The following is an 18932-nucleotide window of genomic DNA, read 5'->3' as shown; positions in this document are numbered from 1 at the left end:
ATCTTGGCAGGTTTTGAGTCTGCGCGGAATCTGATATAGAAAAAGACATGATGACCAAGAAAACCCCAGCACGTGAAAACCCCGAAAACGCGGCCATCGAACGCATTTCGGGCGCAATGACGCGCAATCGGCTGATGACCCGACGCCGCATTCTCGGACGGCTTGCCATCGCCCGGGTCGCGCCGGCACTGGAAATCACCCATCTCGATGTGCTCGACGTCGTCGCCCGCGTGGAAGCGCCGGACAAGGCCACCATCGGCGCGGTCGCCGAGGGCATGCGGATCGATCCCTCGCGGGCAAGCCGTATCGTTGCCGAACTGGTGGCCCAGGATGTTCTGGAACGGCGCGTTTGCCAGAGCGACGCGCGCCGCTCGATCCTGGTGATCACCAAAAAGGGCGGCAAGCTTCGGGAAGAAATCCGGGCCTTCAAATGGGCAATGCTGGAAAGCGTGACGGAAGACTGGACGCCGGAGGAACGTGAAATGTTTTCCCGTCTTTATGAACGCTTCGTTTGCGGTATCGAAGACTATACCCGCGCACATGCGGGCATGGAGCCGCCTGCAGACGGGGAGCAGCCGGTCCGTTCGGCCGGCTGAAACGCCACCTTTCGCGGGAAACCGCTTTTGTTTGGCCGTGACATTCGTTATGGCCTTAGCGCATGAGACAATCTGAAACCTTCACTCTTCTTCTGGGCGGTGCGCTCGTCGTGGACGATCGCGTCAGGCGGCTGGTCGACGGCAGCCGTGTGATTGCCGCCGATGGCGGCATGGTGCATGCCGAGGCGCTCGGTGTGGTGCCGGAAGTGTGGGTCGGCGATTTCGATTCCACCGATGCCGCGCTTCTGAAACGGTTTCCGGATATTGCGCGCAAGGATTTTCCGCCGGCCAAGAATGCGACGGACGGGGCGATCGCGGCCGAAGAGGCGATTGAGCGCGGGGCGAAACGGATCGTCATGGCCGGGGCGCTGCAGGGCGAACGCACCGACCACGGCATGATGAACATGCTGCTTGCCGTCCGCCTGGCCGAAGCCGGATACGATATGGTGCTGACCTCGGGCGCGGAAGAAGCCCGGCCGCTTCTGCCCGGTGCAACGGAGATCGGGATGCCGGCAGGCGCGCTGTTTTCGGTGCTCGGCTTTTCCGATCTTTCCGGTCTTTCGATCGAAAACGCCGTCTATCCGCTCGACGGTTTCGAAGCCCCGTTCGGGTTGCCGCGCACGGTTTCCAACAAGGCGGGCGATGGTGACGGACCGGTGCGCTTCGGGTTGAAAAGCGGCCGCGGCATTGTCATCTTCCGCCCGCATGATTTTTCGGGAGTTTGAGGCATGGCGCCTCCGATATTGAAGCTTGACGACATTCATTTGAGTTTTGGCGGCACGCCGCTGCTCGCCGGCGCCGGCCTGCAGGTCGAACCGGGCGATCGCATCTGCCTTGTCGGCCGCAACGGGTCGGGCAAATCGACATTGCTGAAGATCGCCGCGGGGCTTGTGGAACCGCAGTCCGGCGAAATCTTCCGCCACCCTTCCGTCACGGTGCGCTATCTCGAACAGGCCCCGGATTTCAAGGGCTATGCGACGGTGGAAGCCTATGTGGCCGACGGTCTGGCGCCCGGCGATGAACATTACCGCGCCGATTACATGATGGAGCATCTGGGCGTCGATCCGAAAGCCGATCCTCACACCCTGTCCGGTGGCGAGGCGCGGCGTGCGGCCCTTGCACGGGTTCTGGCACCCGAGCCCGATATCCTGCTTCTGGACGAGCCGACCAACCATCTCGATCTCAACACCATCGAATGGCTGGAAGGCGAGCTTGCCGGCACCCGTTCGGCGCTGGTGCTGATCTCGCATGACCGCCGGTTTCTGGAAAATATCTCGACGGCGACCGTGTGGCTCGACCGCGGCACGGCACGGCGCATGGATGCAGGCTTTGCCGGCTTCGAGGCGTGGCGCGACAAGGTGCTGGAAGAAGAGGAAGTCGAGCAGCACAAGCTGGCGCGCGCCATTGTGCGCGAGGAGCACTGGCTGCGCTACGGTGTGACCGCACGGCGCAAGCGCAACATGCGCCGGCTTGGCGAACTTCACGACATGCGCGCCCGCCATCGCGATCATCGCGGGCCGCAGGGCACGGTCAATGCCACGGTCACGGAGGCGAAGGACAGCGGCAAGCTCGTCATCGAGGCGGAAGACATCACCAAATCCTTTGGCGAACGCGAGATCGTCAAGCCGTTTTCACTGCGGGTGGCGCGTGGCGACAGGATCGGCCTTGTCGGCCCGAACGGAGCGGGCAAGACCACGCTTTTGAAGCTTCTGACCGGCCAGCTTGAACCCGACAGCGGCTTCGTCCGGCTTGGCGTCAACCTCGAAATCGCCGTTATCGACCAGAAACGCGAGGATCTCGACCCCGACGATACGCTGGCGCATTACCTCACCGATGGACGCGGCGATACGCTGCTGGTCAACGGCGAACAGCGCCATGTCACCGGCTATATGAAGGATTTCCTGTTCCAGCCCGAACAGGCGCGCACGCCGATCCGCAATCTGTCCGGCGGCGAACGCGCGCGGCTGATGCTGGCGCGCATTCTGGCAAGGCCGTCGAACCTGCTGATCCTCGACGAGCCGACCAACGACCTCGATATCGAGACGCTCGATCTGCTGCAGGAGATCGTGGCCGGTTTCAAGGGCAGTGTCATTCTGGTTTCGCATGACCGTGATTTTCTCGACCGGACCGTGACGTCGACGATTGCGCCGGCCAATCCGCTGGCACCCGACGGCGCCTGGCTTGAATATGCCGGCGGCTATTCCGACATGCTGGCCCAGCGCAAGGAAACGGCGGCTGCGGCCAAAGCGGCGGAAAAGCGGGAGAAACAGGCCGCGCAGGAGGACAAGCCATCGGGCGACCGGCCGGCAAGGAACAAGGGCAAGCTTTCCTACAAGCAGAAATTCGCGCTCGAAAACCTGCCGAAGGAAATGGAAAAGATCGAAGCCGAAGTCGCCGCGCTGGAACAGAAAATGGCCGATCCCTCCTTCTTTCAGCGCGACCCGGAAGGGTTCAATACGCTGGCCGGCAAACTGGAAAGCCTGCGGGTAAGCCTTGCCGACAAGGAAGAGGAATGGCTGGAGCTGGAAGTGCTCAGGGAGGAACTGGAAGGCTGATGCCGCAAAGGCTGAATTATTTCGCCTATGGCTCCAACATGCTGACGGAGCGGCTTTTCCGCCGCTGCCCTTCCGCGCGCGCGCTCGGTGGCGCTTTTCTTGAACACCACACGCTCGATTTCGCCAAGCCAGGCCATGACGGTTCCGGCAAGGCGACGATCGTGCCGGCGGCCGATGCACGGGTTTTCGGTGTCCTGTTCACGCTCGAACCTGGCGATTGCGGCCTGCTCGACGGTTTCGAGGGGCGCGGCAGGGGCTATGACAGGCTGGACGATGTCACCGTGTGCCGGATGCCCGACGACCGCGCCGTGTCCGCATTCACCTATATGGCGCCGCCGGCCTTCCGTGATCCGGCGTTTCCGCCCTACGACTGGTATCATGGCCTTGTCATTGCCGGTGCGCATGAGCACGGACTGCCGGAAGACTATATCGCCGGGCTTCTGGAGACCCCCGTTGTTGAAGACCCCGAGGCCGACCGCGCCACCCGCAGGGAAGCGCTCGATATCCTTGCCGGTCACACTTTGACCAGCCGGTCTGTGAGCACTTGAATGCGGGACCGGGAGTACCATAGTTTAAGACGCCGCGTCATTTGACAGCCGGCCGTCATCCATCGTGAAAGCGAAAGCATTAATGCCGGAAGCACCGCACAAGGACCACAAAATGCAACGCTGGATCGGCCAGGCCGCCGCAGGGCGCGCGCCGCTGATCCCGTCAGTCACCGCCGCGCGCTGGCTGCTTCTGGGCGTGGCGCTGGCCGCCGTTTATTTCTTTCACGGCTTTCTGGTGCCGGTGCTGGCGGCCCTCATCATCGCCTTTGCCTCGCAGCCGGTGTTTCGGGATCTAAACCGCAGACTCGGCAACCGGCGCACGCTGGCCGCCACCATCGCCATCTTCCTGATCCTGCTGTTTCTGATCCTGCCGATCGTGTTCGCAGTGATCTACATGTCGCGCGAACTGGAAGCCTGGATTTCCTGGGCGGCGGAGGCCAACCGGGTCGGCGCGCCGGTTCCGGACTGGATTTTCAACCTGCCGGTGATCGGCGCATGGATTGCCGAAAAATGGCGGGATTATCTTGGCCAGCCCGGCGATATCGGCCAGCTTATTCAGGCCGTCAGCGGCGAGAATATCGGCAGCATCTACCGCACCGCGCTGTTTGTCGGCGGGCGGGTGTTCGGCCTGGTCCTGTCGGCACTGTTCATGCTGATCGCGCTGTTCTTTCTCTACAAGGACGGTGACAAGTTCGCCGCGCAGCTCGATATCCTCGGCGAGCGGCTGTTTCCCGATCGCTGGTATCGGATTTCGCGCGTCGTTCCGGCCACGATCTCGTCCACCGTCACCGGCATGACGCTGATCGCCATGGGCGAGGGCATCGTGCTGGGGACCGCCTATTATTTTGCCGGTGTTCCGAATTTCGTGTCCTTCGGTCTGGTCACCGCGGTCATGGCCATGGTGCCGGGCGGCGCACCGCTGACCTTCACCCTGATTTCCGGCTATCTGATTGCCCGCGGCACGCCCGTCCACGGGATCGGACTGCTGATATGGGGCACGATCGAACTGTTCATCGTCGACAAGACGTTGCGCCCACGCCTTGTCGGCGGCCCGATCAAGCTGCCCTTCCTGCCGACCTTTTTCGGCCTTGTCGGCGGTGTGAAGACGATGGGGCTGATCGGCCTGTTCGTCGGCCCGGTGCTGATGGCGCTGATCGTGGCGATCTGGCGCGAATGGGTGCTGGAAGCCGCCGGAACCGCGGAAGCGGCCAATCCGAATGCCAATGTCGCCCCGCCTGCCGGTGGACCGCCGCTGAAGGAGGCCGAACACGTGCCGAAGTCGGGCGCCTATGCCGGCGCGGCGGAGGCGGCCAACCTGCCGGAAAGCGCGCCGCATAGCTGAGGCTCAGGCAAGAACCACAAGCCGTGTGCCGCGCCTGAGATGCGGCAGCAAGACCCGCATGGCCGATGGCGCTATGGCGACACAGCCCGCTGTCGGCGCAAAGTCCGGCCGGGCAAGGTGGAAGAATACCGCCGAGCCCCGGCCACGGACCCGCGAACTGAGGTTCCAGTCCAGAACGATGACGATGTCGTAGATCCCGTCATCGCGCAGCAGCTTTTCGTGGCTGGCGCTAAACGGCAGGCGGACCGGCCGGTTGTAGTTCGGGTCCGAAGGCGCGTCGCACCAGCCGTCTGCCGCTGTGATCCGGCGAAGACGAAGCGGGCTTGCCGGCAGGATCGGCAGGCGGCGCGGCACAAACCCGCCGGTCAGCGTCATGACGCCCGGCGGCGTGGCGCCATCGCCTTCCCGCTTTCGCGCCGAGATGCCGCTGCGGCCGATTGCAGCCTGAAAGCGCAACGGCCCGAAACCGAGAATGGCGCGGTGCCGTGCGCCCGGTGCGCGATGCACGGTAATGGTCGCCGGCTTTCTTGTTCGAATGGTCTTGCGCGTTTTCTTCACATTTTTTTGCTTTGTGCGTGAAATCATATAGTTTCATAGCATTACGCCCGGAGATAGCCTGTCGCAATGGCGATATGCGCGCCAAGCACCAAGCGGGAGACTTTATGGCGAACGATAATAACGCAAGAGGGCCGAGTGTATGACGGAGAGGACGATACTTCTGGTCGATGACGATCAGGATCTGCGCGAGACGCTTGTCGAGCAGCTTGAGCTTTACGACGAATTTGTCATCCTTCCGGCCGACAGTGCCGCAAGTTCGCTGAAAATGCTCAAGGAAGAGCAGGTCGACCTCCTGATCATGGATGTCGGACTTCCCGACATGGACGGGCGCGAGGCCGTGAAGATGGCCCGCAAGAACGGCTACAAGGCGCCGATCATCATGCTGACCGGCCATGATACCGACAGCGATACGATCCTCGGGCTTGAGGCGGGCGCCAATGATTATGTCACCAAGCCTTTCCGCTTCGCCGTGCTGCTTGCCCGCATCCGCGCGCAGCTGCGCCAGCACGAACAGAGCGAGGACGCCACCTTCAATGTCGGGCCTTACGTGTTCAAGCCGGGACAGAAACTGTTTACCGGAGAGGGCAACAAGAAGATCCGGCTGACCGAAAAGGAAGCGGCGATCATCCGCTATCTTTACCGGGCGGGCCAGAAAGTGGTAACCCGCGACATGCTTCTGGAAGAAGTCTGGGGTTATAATTCCGGCGTCACCACCCATACGCTGGAAACCCATGTCTACAGGCTGCGCCAGAAGATCGAGGAAGACCCGTCGAATGCGCGCATTCTCGTGACCGAAAACGGCGGTTACAAGCTGGTGCCGTAACCGGCGGCAAGGCCTTGGGGCAAGGCACGGCAGGGGGCAGAAACATGGCATTGTCGGGTGACATCGTGACACTTCGCCGGACCGATCTTTTTTCCGGCTTTTCCGACGAACAGCTGCGCCTGATCGCCTTCACCGTCACGCGGCTGTCGCTGCAGGAGGGCGAAATGCTCTTTGGCGAGGACACGGACAGCCTCGGCGCCTATCTCGTTGAAAGCGGAACGCTGACGCTTGAGGCGGCCGGTCGTTCCGCCGGGATTGCCGGTGCGGGAAGCCTGCTGGCCGAAGCGGCCCTGATCAGCCCTGTGCCGCACCGTGTCTCGGCGGTTGCTTCAGAACCCGCCGTCCTTCTCCTGATCCGCCGCGACCAGTTCTTGCGCCTGATCGAGGAGTATCCCGATATCGCACAGGAAATGGACCGGCGCCTGCGCCGCAATTTTTCCGAAATGGTCAGCGCGCTTTCCGCCGTGAAAACCCGGCTATCGGATTTTTAGGCGGACGCGTTCATCTGTCTGAAAGCCAGCGTGCGGGCGATCGCTTTCACGCACCCAGATGCCGCTCGCCGCGTTTCCTGGCCAGTGCGATCTGGTGCTGGCGTTCGCGGAAGCGGGCGCGGTCGGCGTCGGAATAGCTGTCGGCGCAATGTGGGCAGGAAACGCCTTCCTCATAATCGGCGGAAAGCTTGTCTTCCGGCGTTACCGGATGGCGGCAGGCGTGGCAGAGTTCGTGCTCGCCTTCCTTCAGGCCGTGGGTGACGGAAACACGCTCGTCGAAGACGAAGCAGGCACCGTCCCAGAGGCTTTCGTTCTCGGGCACTTCCTCGAGATATTTCAGGATGCCGCCTTTCAGGTGATAGACCTCGTCGAAGCCCTGCGCCTTCATATAGGCGGTTGCCTTTTCGCAGCGGATGCCGCCGGTGCAGTACATCGCGATCTTCGGCTTGTTGTGCAGGCCCCTGTTTTCCTCCACCCAGCGCGGAAATTCGCGGAAGGTCCTGGTGTGCGGGTCGACCGCCCCGCGGAACAGGCCGATGGCCGTCTCGTAATCATTGCGGGTGTCGATCACGATCGTTTCGGGGTCTGAAATCAGATCGTTCCAGTCCTTCGGCTCGACATAGGTGCCGACCGTCTTCAACGGATCGATATCCTCGATGCCCATGGTCACGATTTCCTTCTTCAACCGCACCTTGAGACGGTTGAAGGGCATTTTCGAGGCGTGGCTTTCCTTGTGCTCGAGAGCGGAAAATTCCGGCCGCGCGCGAATGAAGGCCAGCACGTTGGCAATGCCCTCGTGACTGCCGGCAATGGTGCCGTTAATGCCTTCATGGGCCAGCAGCAGCGTGCCGCGCACGCCGTTTTCCTCACAGCAGGCGAAAAGCGGCGCGCGAAACGCCTGAAAATCGGCAAACCGCGTGAAGTGGTACAGGGCTGCGACCAGATAGGACCGTTCCATGGTCTCTCTCCGCTTTCTTCAAACTTGAGCTTTTGCAGTTGTTGCGCTGGGCAATACACGGATCGGCCGATTTTGGCAATTACCGGCCATCTTCGGCCCGCACCCGTTTGCGCCACAATGTCCTGATGATTTTCGCTTCCACATCGGCCTCATCGCCAAAGGCCTTGCGCGCCATCTTGATCACGCGCCGGCGCAATTGCGTGCGGGCCTTAAGCGCGGCGGAGCGGCAGGCGGCAAGCGTCACCGGGTCGAGTGGCAGCGCCTCCGGCCCGTCCAGAAGGGCAAGCAGCATGCTGAGATCATGTTCGTGGCCGAGCGCATCGGCCAGCGCCTTGGCATCGCTGCGCTTGCCCTTCAGCGCCGATGGCCAGACCGGCGACAGCAGCGCGCAGAACATCCAGTAGGTCTGGCTTTTCTTGCGTAGCTCGTGAAAATCGTTGTCGTCGCCCTCGGCCTGGGCGGTCATCAGCGCGACCTGGGCGTTGGCGAGCTGTTTTTTCCAGCCTTTGGCAAGGTATTTGGCTGCCGTCTTGCGGTCTGCGTGGAGGTCGATCTTTTCAATTGCGGCAATGGCGTCGTGGCAGTCGTGGATTGCGGCCTTCGCCTTTTTCTTCAAATCCGCCTCGGTGGCGGCAATGGTCTCGCGGCGCTCGCGAAGCGCGGTTTCCAGCCGTGCCAGCGCCATGTCGCGCGCGCCGTCTCCGGCAAGGCCGCGCAGATAGGTCGCGCATTCGATCAGCGCGGTCGCATCGCGTTCGCCGGAAAGCCCGGCGGCGATCGCGCGGATGCGCTCATTCTCCTGTCTTGCGAAATCCGGTGCGGCAGGGCGGATCAGCTTTAAAAGACCGCGCACGCGCTTGAATTTCTTGCGGGCGTCGTGAACGGCCTCGTGCAGGCCGCGCGGCTGTTTCTTCAGCGCCTTGATCGCATCCTCAAGCTGGGAAGTCGCTGCCTTTTTGGCGGCCGCGTCGAACGGTCTGTCGGGGTCGAGCGCGAAAGCCATGTCAGCCGTTCTCCTCGGGGATGGCGCCGGTTTCGGCGAGTGCCTGGTTGATGTAGCGCCGGTCGCCGGTCACCTCGCGTCCGAGCCAGTCGGGAAGCCGCGGGGTTGCCGTCTCGTCCGGCAGTTCCACTTCGGCTACCACAAGCCCCGCGTGATCGCCATGGTAGACATCCACTTCCCAGACGAAATTCCCGTCGGGAACCCGGTAACGCGTCTTGTCGATCACCGAGCCGAGCGCGTGGGTCATCATTTCCAGCGCGTCCTCCAGCGGGATGTCGTATTCGAATTCGTCGCGGCTCATCGCGCTGCCGCCGAATTTCAGCGTGATGCGGGCGCGGCTGTCGTCAAATACGCGGACACGGGCGGAGCGATCCGCTGCGCCCAGAAGATAGGCCTGCTTCAGCCGCACGCCCTTTTCCGCGCCGTCTTTCCAGTCATCGCCGTCAACAAGGAATTTCCGTTCGATTTCTCTGGCCATGTCAGCCCTCTCTCCGTTCTTCGCCGGAACGGAAACTGTTAATCGAGATCAAACCCGAACGACCGAAATACGTTCATAAGACGGCCACTGTCGCAGGCAATGACTCAAGATCGAATATAATCCCTGACGGTCTCGACTTGATGCCTGTGCCGGGGTATTTCAAACTCAGCTTGAGCAAAAATTCAAAAGGCCAGTGCGACCATGGATGCAAAAACCCAAAATCTTCTAGATGCCCTCACCGCCCAGCCCGTCGTTCCGGTGCTGATTGTTGAGTCCGTAGAACATGCCGTACCGCTGGCGCGGGCGCTTGTCGAGGGCGGATTGAAAGCGCTGGAAATCACGCTGCGCACCGACGCCGCGCTCGATGTGATCAAGGCCATGTCCGAGGAAATCGAGGGCGCGGTCATCGGCGCCGGCACCATCCTGTCTGCCCGCGATTATGCCGCGGCTGAAAAGGCCGGTGCCAAGTTCATCGTTTCACCCGGCATTAACGGCGATATTCTCGACGCCGCCGATGACAGTGAAGTGCCGCTTCTGCCGGGCACGGCAACGGCCAGCGAAGTGCTGTCGCTGCGCGAGGAAGGCTATCGCGTGATGAAGTTCTTCCCTGCGGAACAGGCCGGCGGCGCGCCCTATCTGAAGGCGCTGTCCTCCCCGCTTTCCGACATCAAGTTCTGCCCGACCGGCGGTGTTTCGCTCGCCAATGCACCCGATTACCTGAAGCTGCCGAACGTTGTCTGCGTCGGCGGTTCCTGGGTTGCGCCGAAGGATCTGGTTGCCAAGGGCGACTGGGACGGCATCAAGAAGCTGGCCGAGGATGCCTGCGCAACGCTCGGCAAATACTAAACCCTGCGACAGTGACACCCGTCGGCAATGACGGGTGTCACCGTTTGATAACCCGGCATTTTGCCGGTTTTTCTGGGAGGCCGTCTTGTCCGATCTTTCCGGTTTTTCGCCACGGCTCCGGCCGCAGCCCGTGCATCAGCGCGGCGTGCATGTCACGGTCGAGCCCTATGACCAGGGTGAACATGGCGCAGCGCTCTGGGATGCGCTTGGCGGCACGGCCGAGGCGGTCAACACGCTGCTGCGCTTCTTCCCCCAGCCCGATTTTTCCGGTCCTAACGACTTTTATGCCTGGCTCGAGGCGCAGAATGCTTCGGGAAACTGGGTGACGCGTGTCTTTCAGCAGGCCGGAACCGGCACGGTTGTCGGCATGGCGAGCTATATGCGCATCGACGAAAACAATGGTTCCATCGAGATCGGTTCTGTTGCCCACGGCCCGGCGATGCAGCGCTCGCCGATGGCGACCGAGGTGCAGTATCTGATGGCGCGCCATGTGTTCGACGACCTCGGCTACCGGCGCTACGAATGGAAATGCAACAGCGAGCATGTGGTCAGCCGGGCGGCGGCCGCGCGGCTGGGCTTCACCTTTGAAGGCGTTTTCCGCAATCACATGGTGGCCAAGGGCAAGAACCGCGATACCGCGTGGTTCTCGATGATCGACAGCGAATGGCCGTCGATCCGGTCCGCGTTCGAAGCCTGGCTTGCGCCGGAGAATTTCGACGCCGATGGCCGGCAGGTCAGGGGACTGGGCGAAATCAGGTCCGGGAGCGCAAAATGAGCGAGGAAAGTCCGGGCAATCGTTCGACCCTCATCGCAGCGGCGATCATCTTTGCCGGCCTGCTGATCGGCGGTTACTTCCTGCCCGACGTGATCAATTATGTGGCGCTGTTTTCACCATGGCTTGCGATCGGAGTCGGCGTTTTGTTCGTGCTCGCCGTGTTTCTGGTTTTCTGGCTGAGGGGACGCTATCAGCGCCGCCACGGGCGATAGCGCCGCAGGGCCTGCCCGCAGGGAGATACGGAAATGACCGAGATCACGCCCGCATGGGCAAAAGCGCATATGCCGCGTGTGGCCCGCGCCGTAGAAAACCTGCCGGATATGACCGGCATACGGCTTGCCATGAGCATGCATCTCGACATGAAGATGCTGCCGCTGGTGGAAGGGCTTACCGGGCGTGGTGCCGCCCTTTTCATCACCACCTGCAATCCGGCGACCGTGCGCAATGAGGTGGTCGATGCCATGCGGGCTGTCGGAGCGCGGGTCGATGCGTTCAAGGACATGCCGGAGGATGACTGGCAAAGGGCGATTGAAAACGGGATTGACTGGGCCCCGACCCATCTTTGCGAAATGGGATCGGACTATACCCATTTTCTGCTCTCGCGCGGTCTGGAATTGCCCGATGTGAAGGCCGGGCTGGAGGCGACGGGGTCCGGCATCAACCGGCTGCAGGGCACGCTGCCGCCCTGGCCGATCTTCAACTGGGACGATCTGCCGGTCAAGGAAGGTCTGCACAATCGCCATATGGTGGGGCTGACCACCTGGAACGCCTTCTTCACCCGCACGCTTTTGAGCCTGCATGAAAAGACCGTGCTGGTGGTCGGTTATGGCTCGGTCGGGCAGGGGCTTGCAGCCAGCGCCCGGGCCTTCGGCGGCACGGTGATGGTGGCGGAAATCGATCCCGCCCGCCGCCTGCAGGCGCGTTATGACGGCTGGCGCACCGGCAGTGTCGCCGAACTTGCGCCGGAAGCCGATGTCATCGTCACGGGCACTGGCGGCCATCATGTCGTGCCGTTTTCGGTCATCGAGGGACTGAAGGACGGGTGCTTCCTTCTCAATTCCGGCCACCGCATTGACGAGATCGAGCTTGAGCCGCTTCTGGCGCTGCCGGCGGAACAGGCGCTTCCCGCGGTCACGACGCACAGCCTGCCATCCGGCAACCGGGTGCATCTCTTCGTCGGTGGCGCCATGGCCAATCTGACCGGCGGCGAGGGGGACAGCCTCAATGCCTTCGACATGACGCTGGCGGTGATGGCCGAGGGGATCGGCCATATCGTCGGTGAGGGAGAGAAGGCCGCCTCGGGTGTTCATCTGCTGCCGCGCGCTGTCTGGGAACGGGCCTGCCCGGACCCGATGTAGAGCGCAGCCAGGCGCTTGCGGTCTTCCTGTTTCTTCATCTGCCCCGATATTGACGGTTCCGACAAACCACGTTGCCTTTTGCCGGCGAATTGGCAATGGTGTGCGGCCCCTGCGTCGAAAGGGTGAAGCGCAGGCCGGGCAAATATGTGTCGGGTATCGGTGATGCGTGCGTCATCCCGGCAAAACAGAAGTAAAACAGGGGGTCATGTTGATGATGTGTGCTTTTGCGGGGGTGCGAAGCCGCCTCGTTCGTTTTGGGGCATCTGCTCTTTTTCTGCCGGTTCTGGCTCTGGCTGCGCCTGCCGGCGCCTTTGATCTTCCGGCCTATCTGGAAGACGTGCGCACGGAATACGGCCTTCCCGCTCTCGCGGCCGCGGTGGTCAGGGACGGCGAAACGATTGCCGCTGCCGCTGTCGGGACCAGGGTCATGGGCGAAGATATCCCGGTCACCGTCGAAGACCGGTTTCACCTGGGCTCCAATACCAAGGCAATGACGGCAACGCTTGCCGGCATGATGGTCGATGAGGGCAAGCTCACATGGGAAACGACCGTCGGCGATGTGCTGGGCGCGGATTTTCCGGGCATGAGCGACACTCTTTCGGCAGCAACGCTTGAGCAGCTTCTCTCCCATTCCAGCGGCGTTCCGGCCGATACGGAAGAACTCATCGACCTTTATTTCAGCGTCGATGCCTTCGACTACAATCCCTGGGACCGTCGCCATCGTCTGCTCGATGCCTGGAAGGCCAACGAGATCACGATCCCGGAAGGTTCGCCCTTCCAGTATTCCAATCTGGGCTACGTGATTGCCGGTATGATGATCGAGACCGTTGCCGGCGAGCACTGGGAAACGCTGATGAACGAGCGGATCTTTGCGCCGCTTGACCTGCAGACGGCGGGGCTTGGACCGCAGACCACATTCGGCCTCGTTGATGCGCCGGTCAGCCACCGGATCGATGAAGACGGCAATGTGACGCCGATGTACTGGGGGCCGGCTTCCGACGTTCCGCCGGTCATGGGGCCGGCCGGAAATGCCCACATGTCTGTCGGTGACTACGCCAGGTGGGCGGCGTGGAATGCCGGCGAGGGCAAGCACGGCCCGGCGCTGGTTCAGCCCGAAACGCTCAGATATCTCCATACCGCAAAGGTTCAGACCCCTGTGCGTGAAAACCCGCCGCCCGGCACGCCGACAACGGGTGAATATGCGCTGGGCTGGGGTCTGGTGCAGTTCGACTGGTCCGACCGGCCGCTTCTGACCCATAACGGCTCCAACGGCATGAACCTTGCCCGCATCGTTCTCGACCCGGAAGAAGACCTCGGCATCGTCGTGCTGACGAATTTCCCGGGCCGGACGGCCGATCAGGCGGCCGGTGCGGTGCTTGCCGGGCTTTATGCGGAATTCTCGACAGACGAGTGATCCGTCGCCCGAATTTGAACCATGGTTAATCAGCCGGGGGTTGATTTTCGCTCCGTCCGACCGCAAATCCGTGCGGTCGGGCGTCATTCCCTTGAGGATCGTCCGGGAGGCGCGTAATGCCGCCAGCGTAAATAAGGTACCTTGTAAGCCTCAAATGAAGCTCAGGACAGCCAAATTGGCGTGCAATTGCTACCATAAGCATGGTTGAGCGCCTTGCAGAGGCATTTGGTGCTCATTATATAGCGCTCACAACGGCGTTATCGCCGCGAAAATCAAATCAAGACCATAGCTCAAGGGGCCGTCACGGAATGCCTGAAGGGTTCTGATGGCCTGCTTAAAAGGAGACAAGCGAAAATGGCTAAAGTAATCGGTATTGACCTCGGTACGACGAACTCCTGCATCGCCATCATGGATGGTAAGGATGCCAAGGTGATCGAAAACGCCGAAGGCGCGCGCACGACGCCGTCGATGGTTGCGTTTACAGATGACGGCGAGCGCCTCGTCGGCCAGCCGGCCAAGCGCCAGGCCGTGACCAACCCCACCAACACCCTCTTCGCGGTGAAGCGCCTGATCGGCCGCCGCTTCGAAGACCCGACCGTGACCAAGGACAAGGGCCTGGTTCCCTACGGCATCGTCAAGGGTGACAATGGTGATGCATGGGTAGAGGCCGCCGGCAATTCCTATTCGCCTTCGCAGATCTCCGCGATGGTTCTCCAGAAGATGAAGGAAACCGCCGAAGGTTACCTCGGTGAAAAGGTCGAGCAGGCCGTCATCACGGTTCCGGCCTACTTCAACGACGCCCAGCGCCAGGCCACCAAGGACGCCGGCAAGATCGCCGGTCTGGAAGTGCTGCGCATCATCAACGAGCCGACGGCGGCAGCCCTTGCCTACGGCCTCGACAAGAATGAAGGCAAGACCATTGCCGTTTACGACCTTGGCGGCGGTACCTTCGACGTTTCGATCCTCGAAATCGGCGACGGCGTCTTCGAAGTGAAGTCGACCAATGGCGACACCTTCCTCGGTGGTGAAGACTTCGACATGCGTCTGGTCGAATATCTCGCCGACGAGTTCAAGAAGGAAAACGGCATTGACCTGAAGGCCGACAAACTGGCCCTGCAGCGTCTGAAGGAAGCCGCCGAAAAGGCCAAGATCGAGCTGTCGTCCGCGCAGCAGACCGAAGTCAACCTGCCGTTCATCACGGCCGATGCGACCGGTCCGAAGCACCTGACGCTGAAGCTGACCCGCGCCAAGTTCGAAACCCTGGTTGCCGATCTCGTCAAGCGCACGGTCGGTCCCTGCCAGGCCGCGCTCAAGGATGCCGGCGTTTCGGCCAGCGAGATTGACGAAGTCGTTCTCGTCGGCGGCATGAGCCGCATGCCCAAGGTTCAGGAAACCGTCAAGCAGCTGTTCGGCAAGGACCCGCACAAGGGCGTTAACCCGGATGAGGTTGTTGCTCTCGGTGCCGCCATTCAGGGCGGTGTTCTGCAGGGCGACGTCAAGGACGTTCTGCTGCTCGACGTGACGCCCCTTTCGCTCGGTATCGAAACGCTCGGCGGTGTGTTCACCCGTCTGATCGATCGCAACACCACGATCCCGACGAAGAAGAGCCAGACCTTCTCTACGGCTGAAGACAACCAGTCCGCCGTGACCATCCGCGTTGCCCAGGGCGAGCGCGAAATGGCGGCCGACAACAAGATGCTCGGCCAGTTCGACCTCGTCGGCATTCCGCCGGCGCCGCGCGGCGTGCCGCAGATCGAAGTCACCTTCGACATCGACGCCAACGGCATTGTCAACGTCTCGGCCAAGGACAAGGGCACCGGCAAGGAACACCAGATCCGCATTCAGGCTTCCGGTGGTCTCTCCGACAGCGACATCGAACAGATGGTCAAGGATGCCGAAAGCCACGCCGAGGAAGACAAGAAGCGTCGTGCCGGGGTTGAAGCGAAGAACCAGGCTGAAAGCCTGATCCACTCGACCGAAAGCTCGCTTGAAGAGCATGGCGACAAGGTTTCCGAAGAAGACCGCACCGCCATCAAGACCGCGATCGAAGAGCTGAAGACGGCCGTTGCTGCCGAAGAGCCGGATGGCGATGACATCCAGGCCAAGACGCAGACGCTGATGGAAGTCTCCATGAAGCTTGGTCAGGCCGTCTACGAGGCCCAGCAGGCCGAAGAGAGTGAAGCCGCCTCCGCGGATGCCGCCAAGGATGCCGAATCCGATGTTGTCGATGCTGACTTCGAAGACGTCAGCGATGACGACGACAACAAGAAATCGGCTTGATTTGAGCGTCGCTCTTACTCAATCCTGACATCAAACATCCGGCCGTCGCCAAGGCGGCCGGAAAAACCTGTTCAAGAGGTTGGCAGACTCCATGGCAAAAGCGGACTATTACGAGACACTCGGCGTTGGCCGTTCGGCTGACGAAAAGGAGCTGAAAAGCGCCTTCCGCAAGCTTGCGATGAAGTACCATCCGGACAAGAATCCGGATAACGCCGACGCCGAAAAGAAATTCAAGGAAATCAACGAAGCCTATGAGACGCTCAAGGACCCGCAGAAGCGGGCAGCCTATGACCGTTTCGGCCATGCCGCGTTTGAAAACGGCGGCGGCGGGCCAGGTGCCGGCGGCTTCGGGGCCGCAGGCTTCGGCGGCGCCGGCGGCTTCTCCGATATTTTCGAGGACATTTTTGGCGAAATGATGGGCGGCGCCCGTGGACGCCGTTCCTCCGGCGGACGCGAACGTGGCGCGGACCTGCGCTACAATATGGAAATCACGCTCGAGGAAAGCTTCGAGGGCAAGACGGCCCAGATCCGGGTTCCGACCTCGGTCGTGTGCGACGAATGCACGGGCTCGGGCGCAAAGCCGGGCTCGACGCCCAACACCTGCGCCACCTGTCATGGGTCCGGTCGTGTGCGCGCGGCCCAGGGGTTCTTCTCCGTGGAACGCACCTGCCCGACCTGTCACGGTCGCGGCGAGACGATTTCCGATCCCTGTCCGAAATGCCGTGGCGAAGGCCGCACGGTCGAGGAGCGTTCGCTCTCGGTCAATATTCCCGCCGGTATCGAGGATGGTACCCGCATCCGCCTTCAGGGCGAGGGGGAAGCCGGGCTTCGCGGCGGACCGTCGGGCGATCTTTACATCTTCCTTTCGGTCAAGCCGCATCCGTTCTTCCAGCGCGACGGCGCGGATCTGCACTGCACCGTGCCGATCTCGATGACCCAGGCGGCCCTTGGTGGCAAGTTCGAGGTCACCACGCTGGATGGCACCAAATCGCGGGTTGCCGTGCCCGAGGGCACCCAAACCGGCAAGCAGTTCCGCCTGAAGGGCAAGGGCATGCCGGTGCTCCGCTCCTCCCACAAGGGCGATCTCTACATTCAGGTCCGCATCGAAACCCCGCAGAAGCTGACCAAGCGCCAGCGCGAACTGTTGCAGGAATTCGATGAATTGTCCTCCAACGAAAACAACCCCGAATCCAACGGCTTCTTCGCCCGGATGAAGGAATTTTTCGGGACCGAGTGAATGTTCCGTACTGTTTTTGAGATATCGAGGCGTCGGCTTTTTTGCCGGCGCCTTTTTTGTTTTACCGTCCTTCCCTTTTCTCCGTCACGCCGGTGGTAGTGAAGGACGTGTCGCGCTGCATGGCCGTATGCGCCTCCGCGCCCGGCGCATGTCTTCCGCTGACCGGTTGGCGGCATGAAGACGCAACGGCCTTTCGCCGGCAGCGCTTTTGGCCCATAAGGGGCGGACCGATTTGAACAGAAACCCGCTCTATGTTGCCTTCGATTTTCCTCACCGCGCTGAAGCTTACCGATTTCCGCAATTATCCTCAGGCGGGGCTCGCGCTTGACGGGCGGCATGTGGTGCTGACGGGCGACAATGGTTCCGGCAAGACCAATCTTCTGGAAGCGGTGTCCTTTCTCTCGCCCGGCCGTGGCATGCGCCGCGCGGCTTACGGGCAGGTGGTGCGCAAGGGCGCGCCTGCCGGCTTTACCGTGTTTGCCGAACTTGAAGGCATGGAAGGCAGTGTCGGTATCGGAACGGGAACGGATGGGGTGGACGGCGTGGGCCGCAAGGTGCGCATCAACGGCACGCAGGCGGCATCCGGCGATGAACTTCTCGATCATGTCCGGGTGATCTGGCTGACGCCATCCATGGACGGGCTTTTTACCGGGCCGGCCGGCGACCGCCGGCGGTTTCTCGACCGGATGGTGCTGTCGATCGACCCGGCCCATGGCCGCCGGGTTGCCGATTTCGAACGGGCCATGCGGTCGCGCAACCGGCTTCTGTCCGAGCGGCGGATGGAACCCGCCTGGCTTTCCGGTCTTGAGGAGCAGATGGCGGGGCTGGGTGTTGCGATGGCGCTGGCGCGGCGCGAATTGCTGTCGCTTCTGACCGGACTGATCGGCGAGAGCGCGGCGGGTTCGCCCTTTCCCGCACCGGATATCGCGCTGACCGGTTTTTTTGCCGACGAGACGGAAGCGCCGGCGATTGATCTTGAAGACCGCTACCGGGCGCTTCTGGAAGAAGAACGCTACCGCGATGCCGCCGCCGGGCGCACGCTTGACGGGCCGCACCGCAGCGAGATGGCCGTGCGGCACCAGCAGAAGGACATGGACGCCGCATTGTGTTCCACCGGGGAGCAGAAGGCGTTGCTGCTCGGCCTCGTGCTGGCCCATGCCGGCCTGACACGGCGGATCAGCGGTCATCCGCCGGTGATGCTGTTCGACGAGGTCGCCGCCCATCTCGATGAAGGGCGGCGCGCGGCGCTGTTTTCGCGCATTGGCGAAATCGGTGGCCAGTCGTTCATGACCGGAACCGACCGTTCGCTGTTTGCGGCGCTCGGCGAAGACGGCCAGTTCTTCAACGTGTCGGACGGAAAAATCCGCTCCGACTGAGCGTGCTTTCAGTAATGCGGCGGCTTGGTGACGGCGGGGCGCTCGCCGGCTTGTTCCTCAAGCTCCAGAAAACGGTCCGAGAGCAGAACCATCTGCTTCTTGAGCCGGTCGATCTCCCGCCATTGCTCGGCCACCTGCTCGGAAAGCTCGTCAATGGTCTTGCTCTGGTAGGCGACAGTTTCTTCAAGACGGACAATACGCTCTTCAGTCATATCAGCCTCCATGGATCTGTGGTGTCGAGGGACGCGTGCTGGCCTCTGCGCACATGAGAAAATTTCGGTAGGCTCGCATCAA

20 protein-coding genes are annotated in these 18932 nt (G+C 62.0%); 15 read left to right on the top strand and 5 right to left on the bottom strand.

The features are described from left to right. The first annotated feature begins 50 nt into the window (after positions 1–50). The 5 genes from ACHZCU_RS07230 to ACHZCU_RS07210 all read left to right on the top strand — a co-directional run bounded on the left by ACHZCU_RS07230 (position 51) and on the right by ACHZCU_RS07210 (position 5041). Positions 51–596 (top strand): MarR family winged helix-turn-helix transcriptional regulator, encoded by a 546-nt coding sequence (locus ACHZCU_RS07230; RefSeq protein WP_319518236.1) that lies wholly within the window; start codon positions 51–53, stop codon positions 594–596. Positions 597–658: 62 nt separating this feature from the next. Further along, on the top strand, positions 659–1321 hold the full coding sequence (locus tag ACHZCU_RS07225) for a thiamine diphosphokinase (RefSeq protein WP_106307085.1): 663 nt from the start codon (positions 659–661) through the stop codon (positions 1319–1321). A gap of 3 nt (positions 1322–1324) precedes the next feature. Continuing rightward, positions 1325–3151 (top strand): ATP-binding cassette domain-containing protein, encoded by a 1827-nt coding sequence (locus ACHZCU_RS07220; RefSeq protein WP_319518235.1) that lies wholly within the window; start codon positions 1325–1327, stop codon positions 3149–3151. Beyond that, the gene (locus ACHZCU_RS07215) at positions 3151–3699 is read left to right on the top strand and encodes a gamma-glutamylcyclotransferase family protein (protein WP_319518234.1); all 549 of its coding nucleotides are present in this window, start codon (positions 3151–3153) and stop codon (positions 3697–3699) included. The genes ACHZCU_RS07220 and ACHZCU_RS07215 overlap by 1 nt, the downstream gene beginning before the upstream one ends. An 82-nt stretch (positions 3700–3781) precedes the next feature. Then, positions 3782–5041, top strand: a complete 1260-nt coding sequence (locus ACHZCU_RS07210) for an AI-2E family transporter (protein ID WP_394706035.1) — start codon at positions 3782–3784, stop codon at positions 5039–5041. 3 nt (positions 5042–5044) lie between these two features. On the opposite strand, the gene ACHZCU_RS07205 is transcribed toward ACHZCU_RS07210, so the two are convergent. Then, positions 5045–5599 (bottom strand): L,D-transpeptidase, encoded by a 555-nt coding sequence (locus tag ACHZCU_RS07205; protein ID WP_394706034.1) that lies wholly within the window; start codon positions 5597–5599, stop codon positions 5045–5047. Positions 5600–5738: 139 nt separating this feature from the next. Here ACHZCU_RS07205 and ACHZCU_RS07200 point away from each other — a divergent pair, with 139 nt between their 5' ends. Together ACHZCU_RS07200 and ACHZCU_RS07195 are read left to right on the top strand one after the other, a co-directional pair. Further along, on the top strand, positions 5739–6422 hold the full coding sequence (locus tag ACHZCU_RS07200) for a response regulator transcription factor (RefSeq protein WP_106307100.1): 684 nt from the start codon (positions 5739–5741) through the stop codon (positions 6420–6422). 44 nt (positions 6423–6466) lie between these two features. Next, on the top strand, positions 6467–6913 hold the full coding sequence (locus ACHZCU_RS07195) for a Crp/Fnr family transcriptional regulator (RefSeq protein ID WP_319518231.1): 447 nt from the start codon (positions 6467–6469) through the stop codon (positions 6911–6913). A 46-nt stretch (positions 6914–6959) separates the two neighbouring features. Here the strand turns inward: ACHZCU_RS07195 and ACHZCU_RS07190 are convergent, their stop codons facing one another. From ACHZCU_RS07190 to ACHZCU_RS07180, 3 genes are all read right to left on the bottom strand, one after another. Beyond that, positions 6960–7871 (bottom strand): rhodanese-related sulfurtransferase, encoded by a 912-nt coding sequence (locus ACHZCU_RS07190; RefSeq protein WP_319518230.1) that lies wholly within the window; start codon positions 7869–7871, stop codon positions 6960–6962. Positions 7872–7950: 79 nt separating this feature from the next. After that, entirely contained in the window at positions 7951–8874 is a 924-nt protein-coding gene (locus ACHZCU_RS07185; RefSeq protein WP_319518229.1) for a CHAD domain-containing protein, read from the bottom strand. A 1-nt stretch (position 8875) separates the two neighbouring features. Continuing rightward, positions 8876–9352 carry a CYTH domain-containing protein gene (locus tag ACHZCU_RS07180; RefSeq protein WP_106307112.1) on the bottom strand — a complete coding sequence of 159 codons (477 nt, stop codon included), beginning with the start codon at positions 9350–9352 and terminating at the stop codon, positions 8876–8878. A gap of 201 nt (positions 9353–9553) precedes the next feature. Between ACHZCU_RS07180 and ACHZCU_RS07175 the strand changes: the two genes are divergently transcribed. The 8 genes from ACHZCU_RS07175 (at position 9554) to recF (ending at position 18638) form a co-directional block, all read left to right on the top strand. After that, on the top strand, positions 9554–10198 hold the full coding sequence (locus ACHZCU_RS07175) for a 2-dehydro-3-deoxy-phosphogluconate aldolase (RefSeq protein WP_106307115.1): 645 nt from the start codon (positions 9554–9556) through the stop codon (positions 10196–10198). 85 nt (positions 10199–10283) lie between these two features. Further along, complete coding sequence (locus tag ACHZCU_RS07170) at positions 10284–10973, top strand: GNAT family protein (protein WP_319518228.1); 690 nt, start codon at positions 10284–10286, stop codon at positions 10971–10973. Continuing rightward, positions 10970–11185 (top strand): hypothetical protein, encoded by a 216-nt coding sequence (locus ACHZCU_RS07165; RefSeq protein ID WP_106307121.1) that lies wholly within the window; start codon positions 10970–10972, stop codon positions 11183–11185. The genes ACHZCU_RS07170 and ACHZCU_RS07165 overlap by 4 nt, the downstream gene beginning before the upstream one ends. Positions 11186–11218: 33 nt before the next feature. Then, positions 11219–12331, top strand: a complete 1113-nt coding sequence (locus ACHZCU_RS07160) for an NAD(P)-dependent oxidoreductase (protein WP_319518227.1) — start codon at positions 11219–11221, stop codon at positions 12329–12331. 211 nt (positions 12332–12542) lie between these two features. Continuing rightward, a complete protein-coding gene (locus ACHZCU_RS07155) occupies positions 12543–13745 on the top strand; it encodes a serine hydrolase domain-containing protein (protein ID WP_319518226.1) in 1203 nt (400 codons plus the stop codon). Between the two features lie 354 nt (positions 13746–14099). Then, complete coding sequence (gene dnaK / locus ACHZCU_RS07150) at positions 14100–16025, top strand: molecular chaperone DnaK (protein WP_319518225.1); 1926 nt, start codon at positions 14100–14102, stop codon at positions 16023–16025. 91 nt (positions 16026–16116) lie between these two features. Further along, positions 16117–17262 carry a molecular chaperone DnaJ gene (gene dnaJ / locus ACHZCU_RS07145; protein WP_106307130.1) on the top strand — a complete coding sequence of 382 codons (1146 nt, stop codon included), beginning with the start codon at positions 16117–16119 and terminating at the stop codon, positions 17260–17262. 251 nt (positions 17263–17513) lie between these two features. Beyond that, positions 17514–18638 carry a DNA replication/repair protein RecF gene (gene recF, locus ACHZCU_RS07140; protein WP_319518224.1) on the top strand — a complete coding sequence of 375 codons (1125 nt, stop codon included), beginning with the start codon at positions 17514–17516 and terminating at the stop codon, positions 18636–18638. 8 nt (positions 18639–18646) lie between these two features. Here the strand turns inward: recF and ACHZCU_RS07135 are convergent, their stop codons facing one another. After that, positions 18647–18850: a SlyX family protein gene (locus tag ACHZCU_RS07135; RefSeq protein ID WP_106307367.1), complete on the bottom strand. Its 204-nt coding sequence runs from the start codon at positions 18848–18850 to the stop codon at positions 18647–18649. Positions 18851–18932: the final 82 nt, after the last annotated feature.

Source organism: uncultured Martelella sp., from assembly GCF_963677965.2.
GTDB lineage: Bacteria > Pseudomonadota > Alphaproteobacteria > Rhizobiales > Rhizobiaceae > Martelella > Martelella mangrovi.
Note: the sequence above shows the minus strand (reverse complement) of the source record. Positions and strands in the feature narration are given on the sequence as shown.

What these genes read in the sequence shown, in the direction of transcription:
- ACHZCU_RS07230 (WP_319518236.1), top strand. Translation starts at nt 51, where the DNA reads ATGACCAAGAAAACCCCAGCACGTGAAAACCCCGAAAACGCGGCCATC.
- ACHZCU_RS07225 (WP_106307085.1), top strand. Translation starts at nt 659, where the DNA reads ATGAGACAATCTGAAACCTTCACTCTTCTTCTGGGCGGTGCGCTCGTC.
- ACHZCU_RS07220 (WP_319518235.1), top strand. Translation starts at nt 1,325, where the DNA reads ATGGCGCCTCCGATATTGAAGCTTGACGACATTCATTTGAGTTTTGGC.
- ACHZCU_RS07215 (WP_319518234.1), top strand. Translation starts at nt 3,151, where the DNA reads ATGCCGCAAAGGCTGAATTATTTCGCCTATGGCTCCAACATGCTGACG.
- ACHZCU_RS07210 (WP_394706035.1), top strand. Translation starts at nt 3,782, where the DNA reads ATGCCGGAAGCACCGCACAAGGACCACAAAATGCAACGCTGGATCGGC.
- ACHZCU_RS07200 (WP_106307100.1), top strand. Translation starts at nt 5,739, where the DNA reads ATGACGGAGAGGACGATACTTCTGGTCGATGACGATCAGGATCTGCGC.
- ACHZCU_RS07195 (WP_319518231.1), top strand. Translation starts at nt 6,467, where the DNA reads ATGGCATTGTCGGGTGACATCGTGACACTTCGCCGGACCGATCTTTTT.
- ACHZCU_RS07190 (WP_319518230.1), bottom strand. Translation starts at nt 7,871, where the DNA reads ATGGAACGGTCCTATCTGGTCGCAGCCCTGTACCACTTCACGCGGTTT.
- ACHZCU_RS07185 (WP_319518229.1), bottom strand. Translation starts at nt 8,874, where the DNA reads ATGGCTTTCGCGCTCGACCCCGACAGACCGTTCGACGCGGCCGCCAAA.
- ACHZCU_RS07180 (WP_106307112.1), bottom strand. Translation starts at nt 9,352, where the DNA reads ATGGCCAGAGAAATCGAACGGAAATTCCTTGTTGACGGCGATGACTGG.
- ACHZCU_RS07175 (WP_106307115.1), top strand. Translation starts at nt 9,554, where the DNA reads ATGGATGCAAAAACCCAAAATCTTCTAGATGCCCTCACCGCCCAGCCC.
- ACHZCU_RS07165 (WP_106307121.1), top strand. Translation starts at nt 10,970, where the DNA reads ATGAGCGAGGAAAGTCCGGGCAATCGTTCGACCCTCATCGCAGCGGCG.
- ACHZCU_RS07160 (WP_319518227.1), top strand. Translation starts at nt 11,219, where the DNA reads ATGACCGAGATCACGCCCGCATGGGCAAAAGCGCATATGCCGCGTGTG.
- ACHZCU_RS07155 (WP_319518226.1), top strand. Translation starts at nt 12,543, where the DNA reads ATGATGTGTGCTTTTGCGGGGGTGCGAAGCCGCCTCGTTCGTTTTGGG.
- dnaK (WP_319518225.1), top strand. Translation starts at nt 14,100, where the DNA reads ATGGCTAAAGTAATCGGTATTGACCTCGGTACGACGAACTCCTGCATC.
- dnaJ (WP_106307130.1), top strand. Translation starts at nt 16,117, where the DNA reads ATGGCAAAAGCGGACTATTACGAGACACTCGGCGTTGGCCGTTCGGCT.
- recF (WP_319518224.1), top strand. Translation starts at nt 17,514, where the DNA reads ATGTTGCCTTCGATTTTCCTCACCGCGCTGAAGCTTACCGATTTCCGC.
- ACHZCU_RS07135 (WP_106307367.1), bottom strand. Translation starts at nt 18,850, where the DNA reads ATGACTGAAGAGCGTATTGTCCGTCTTGAAGAAACTGTCGCCTACCAG.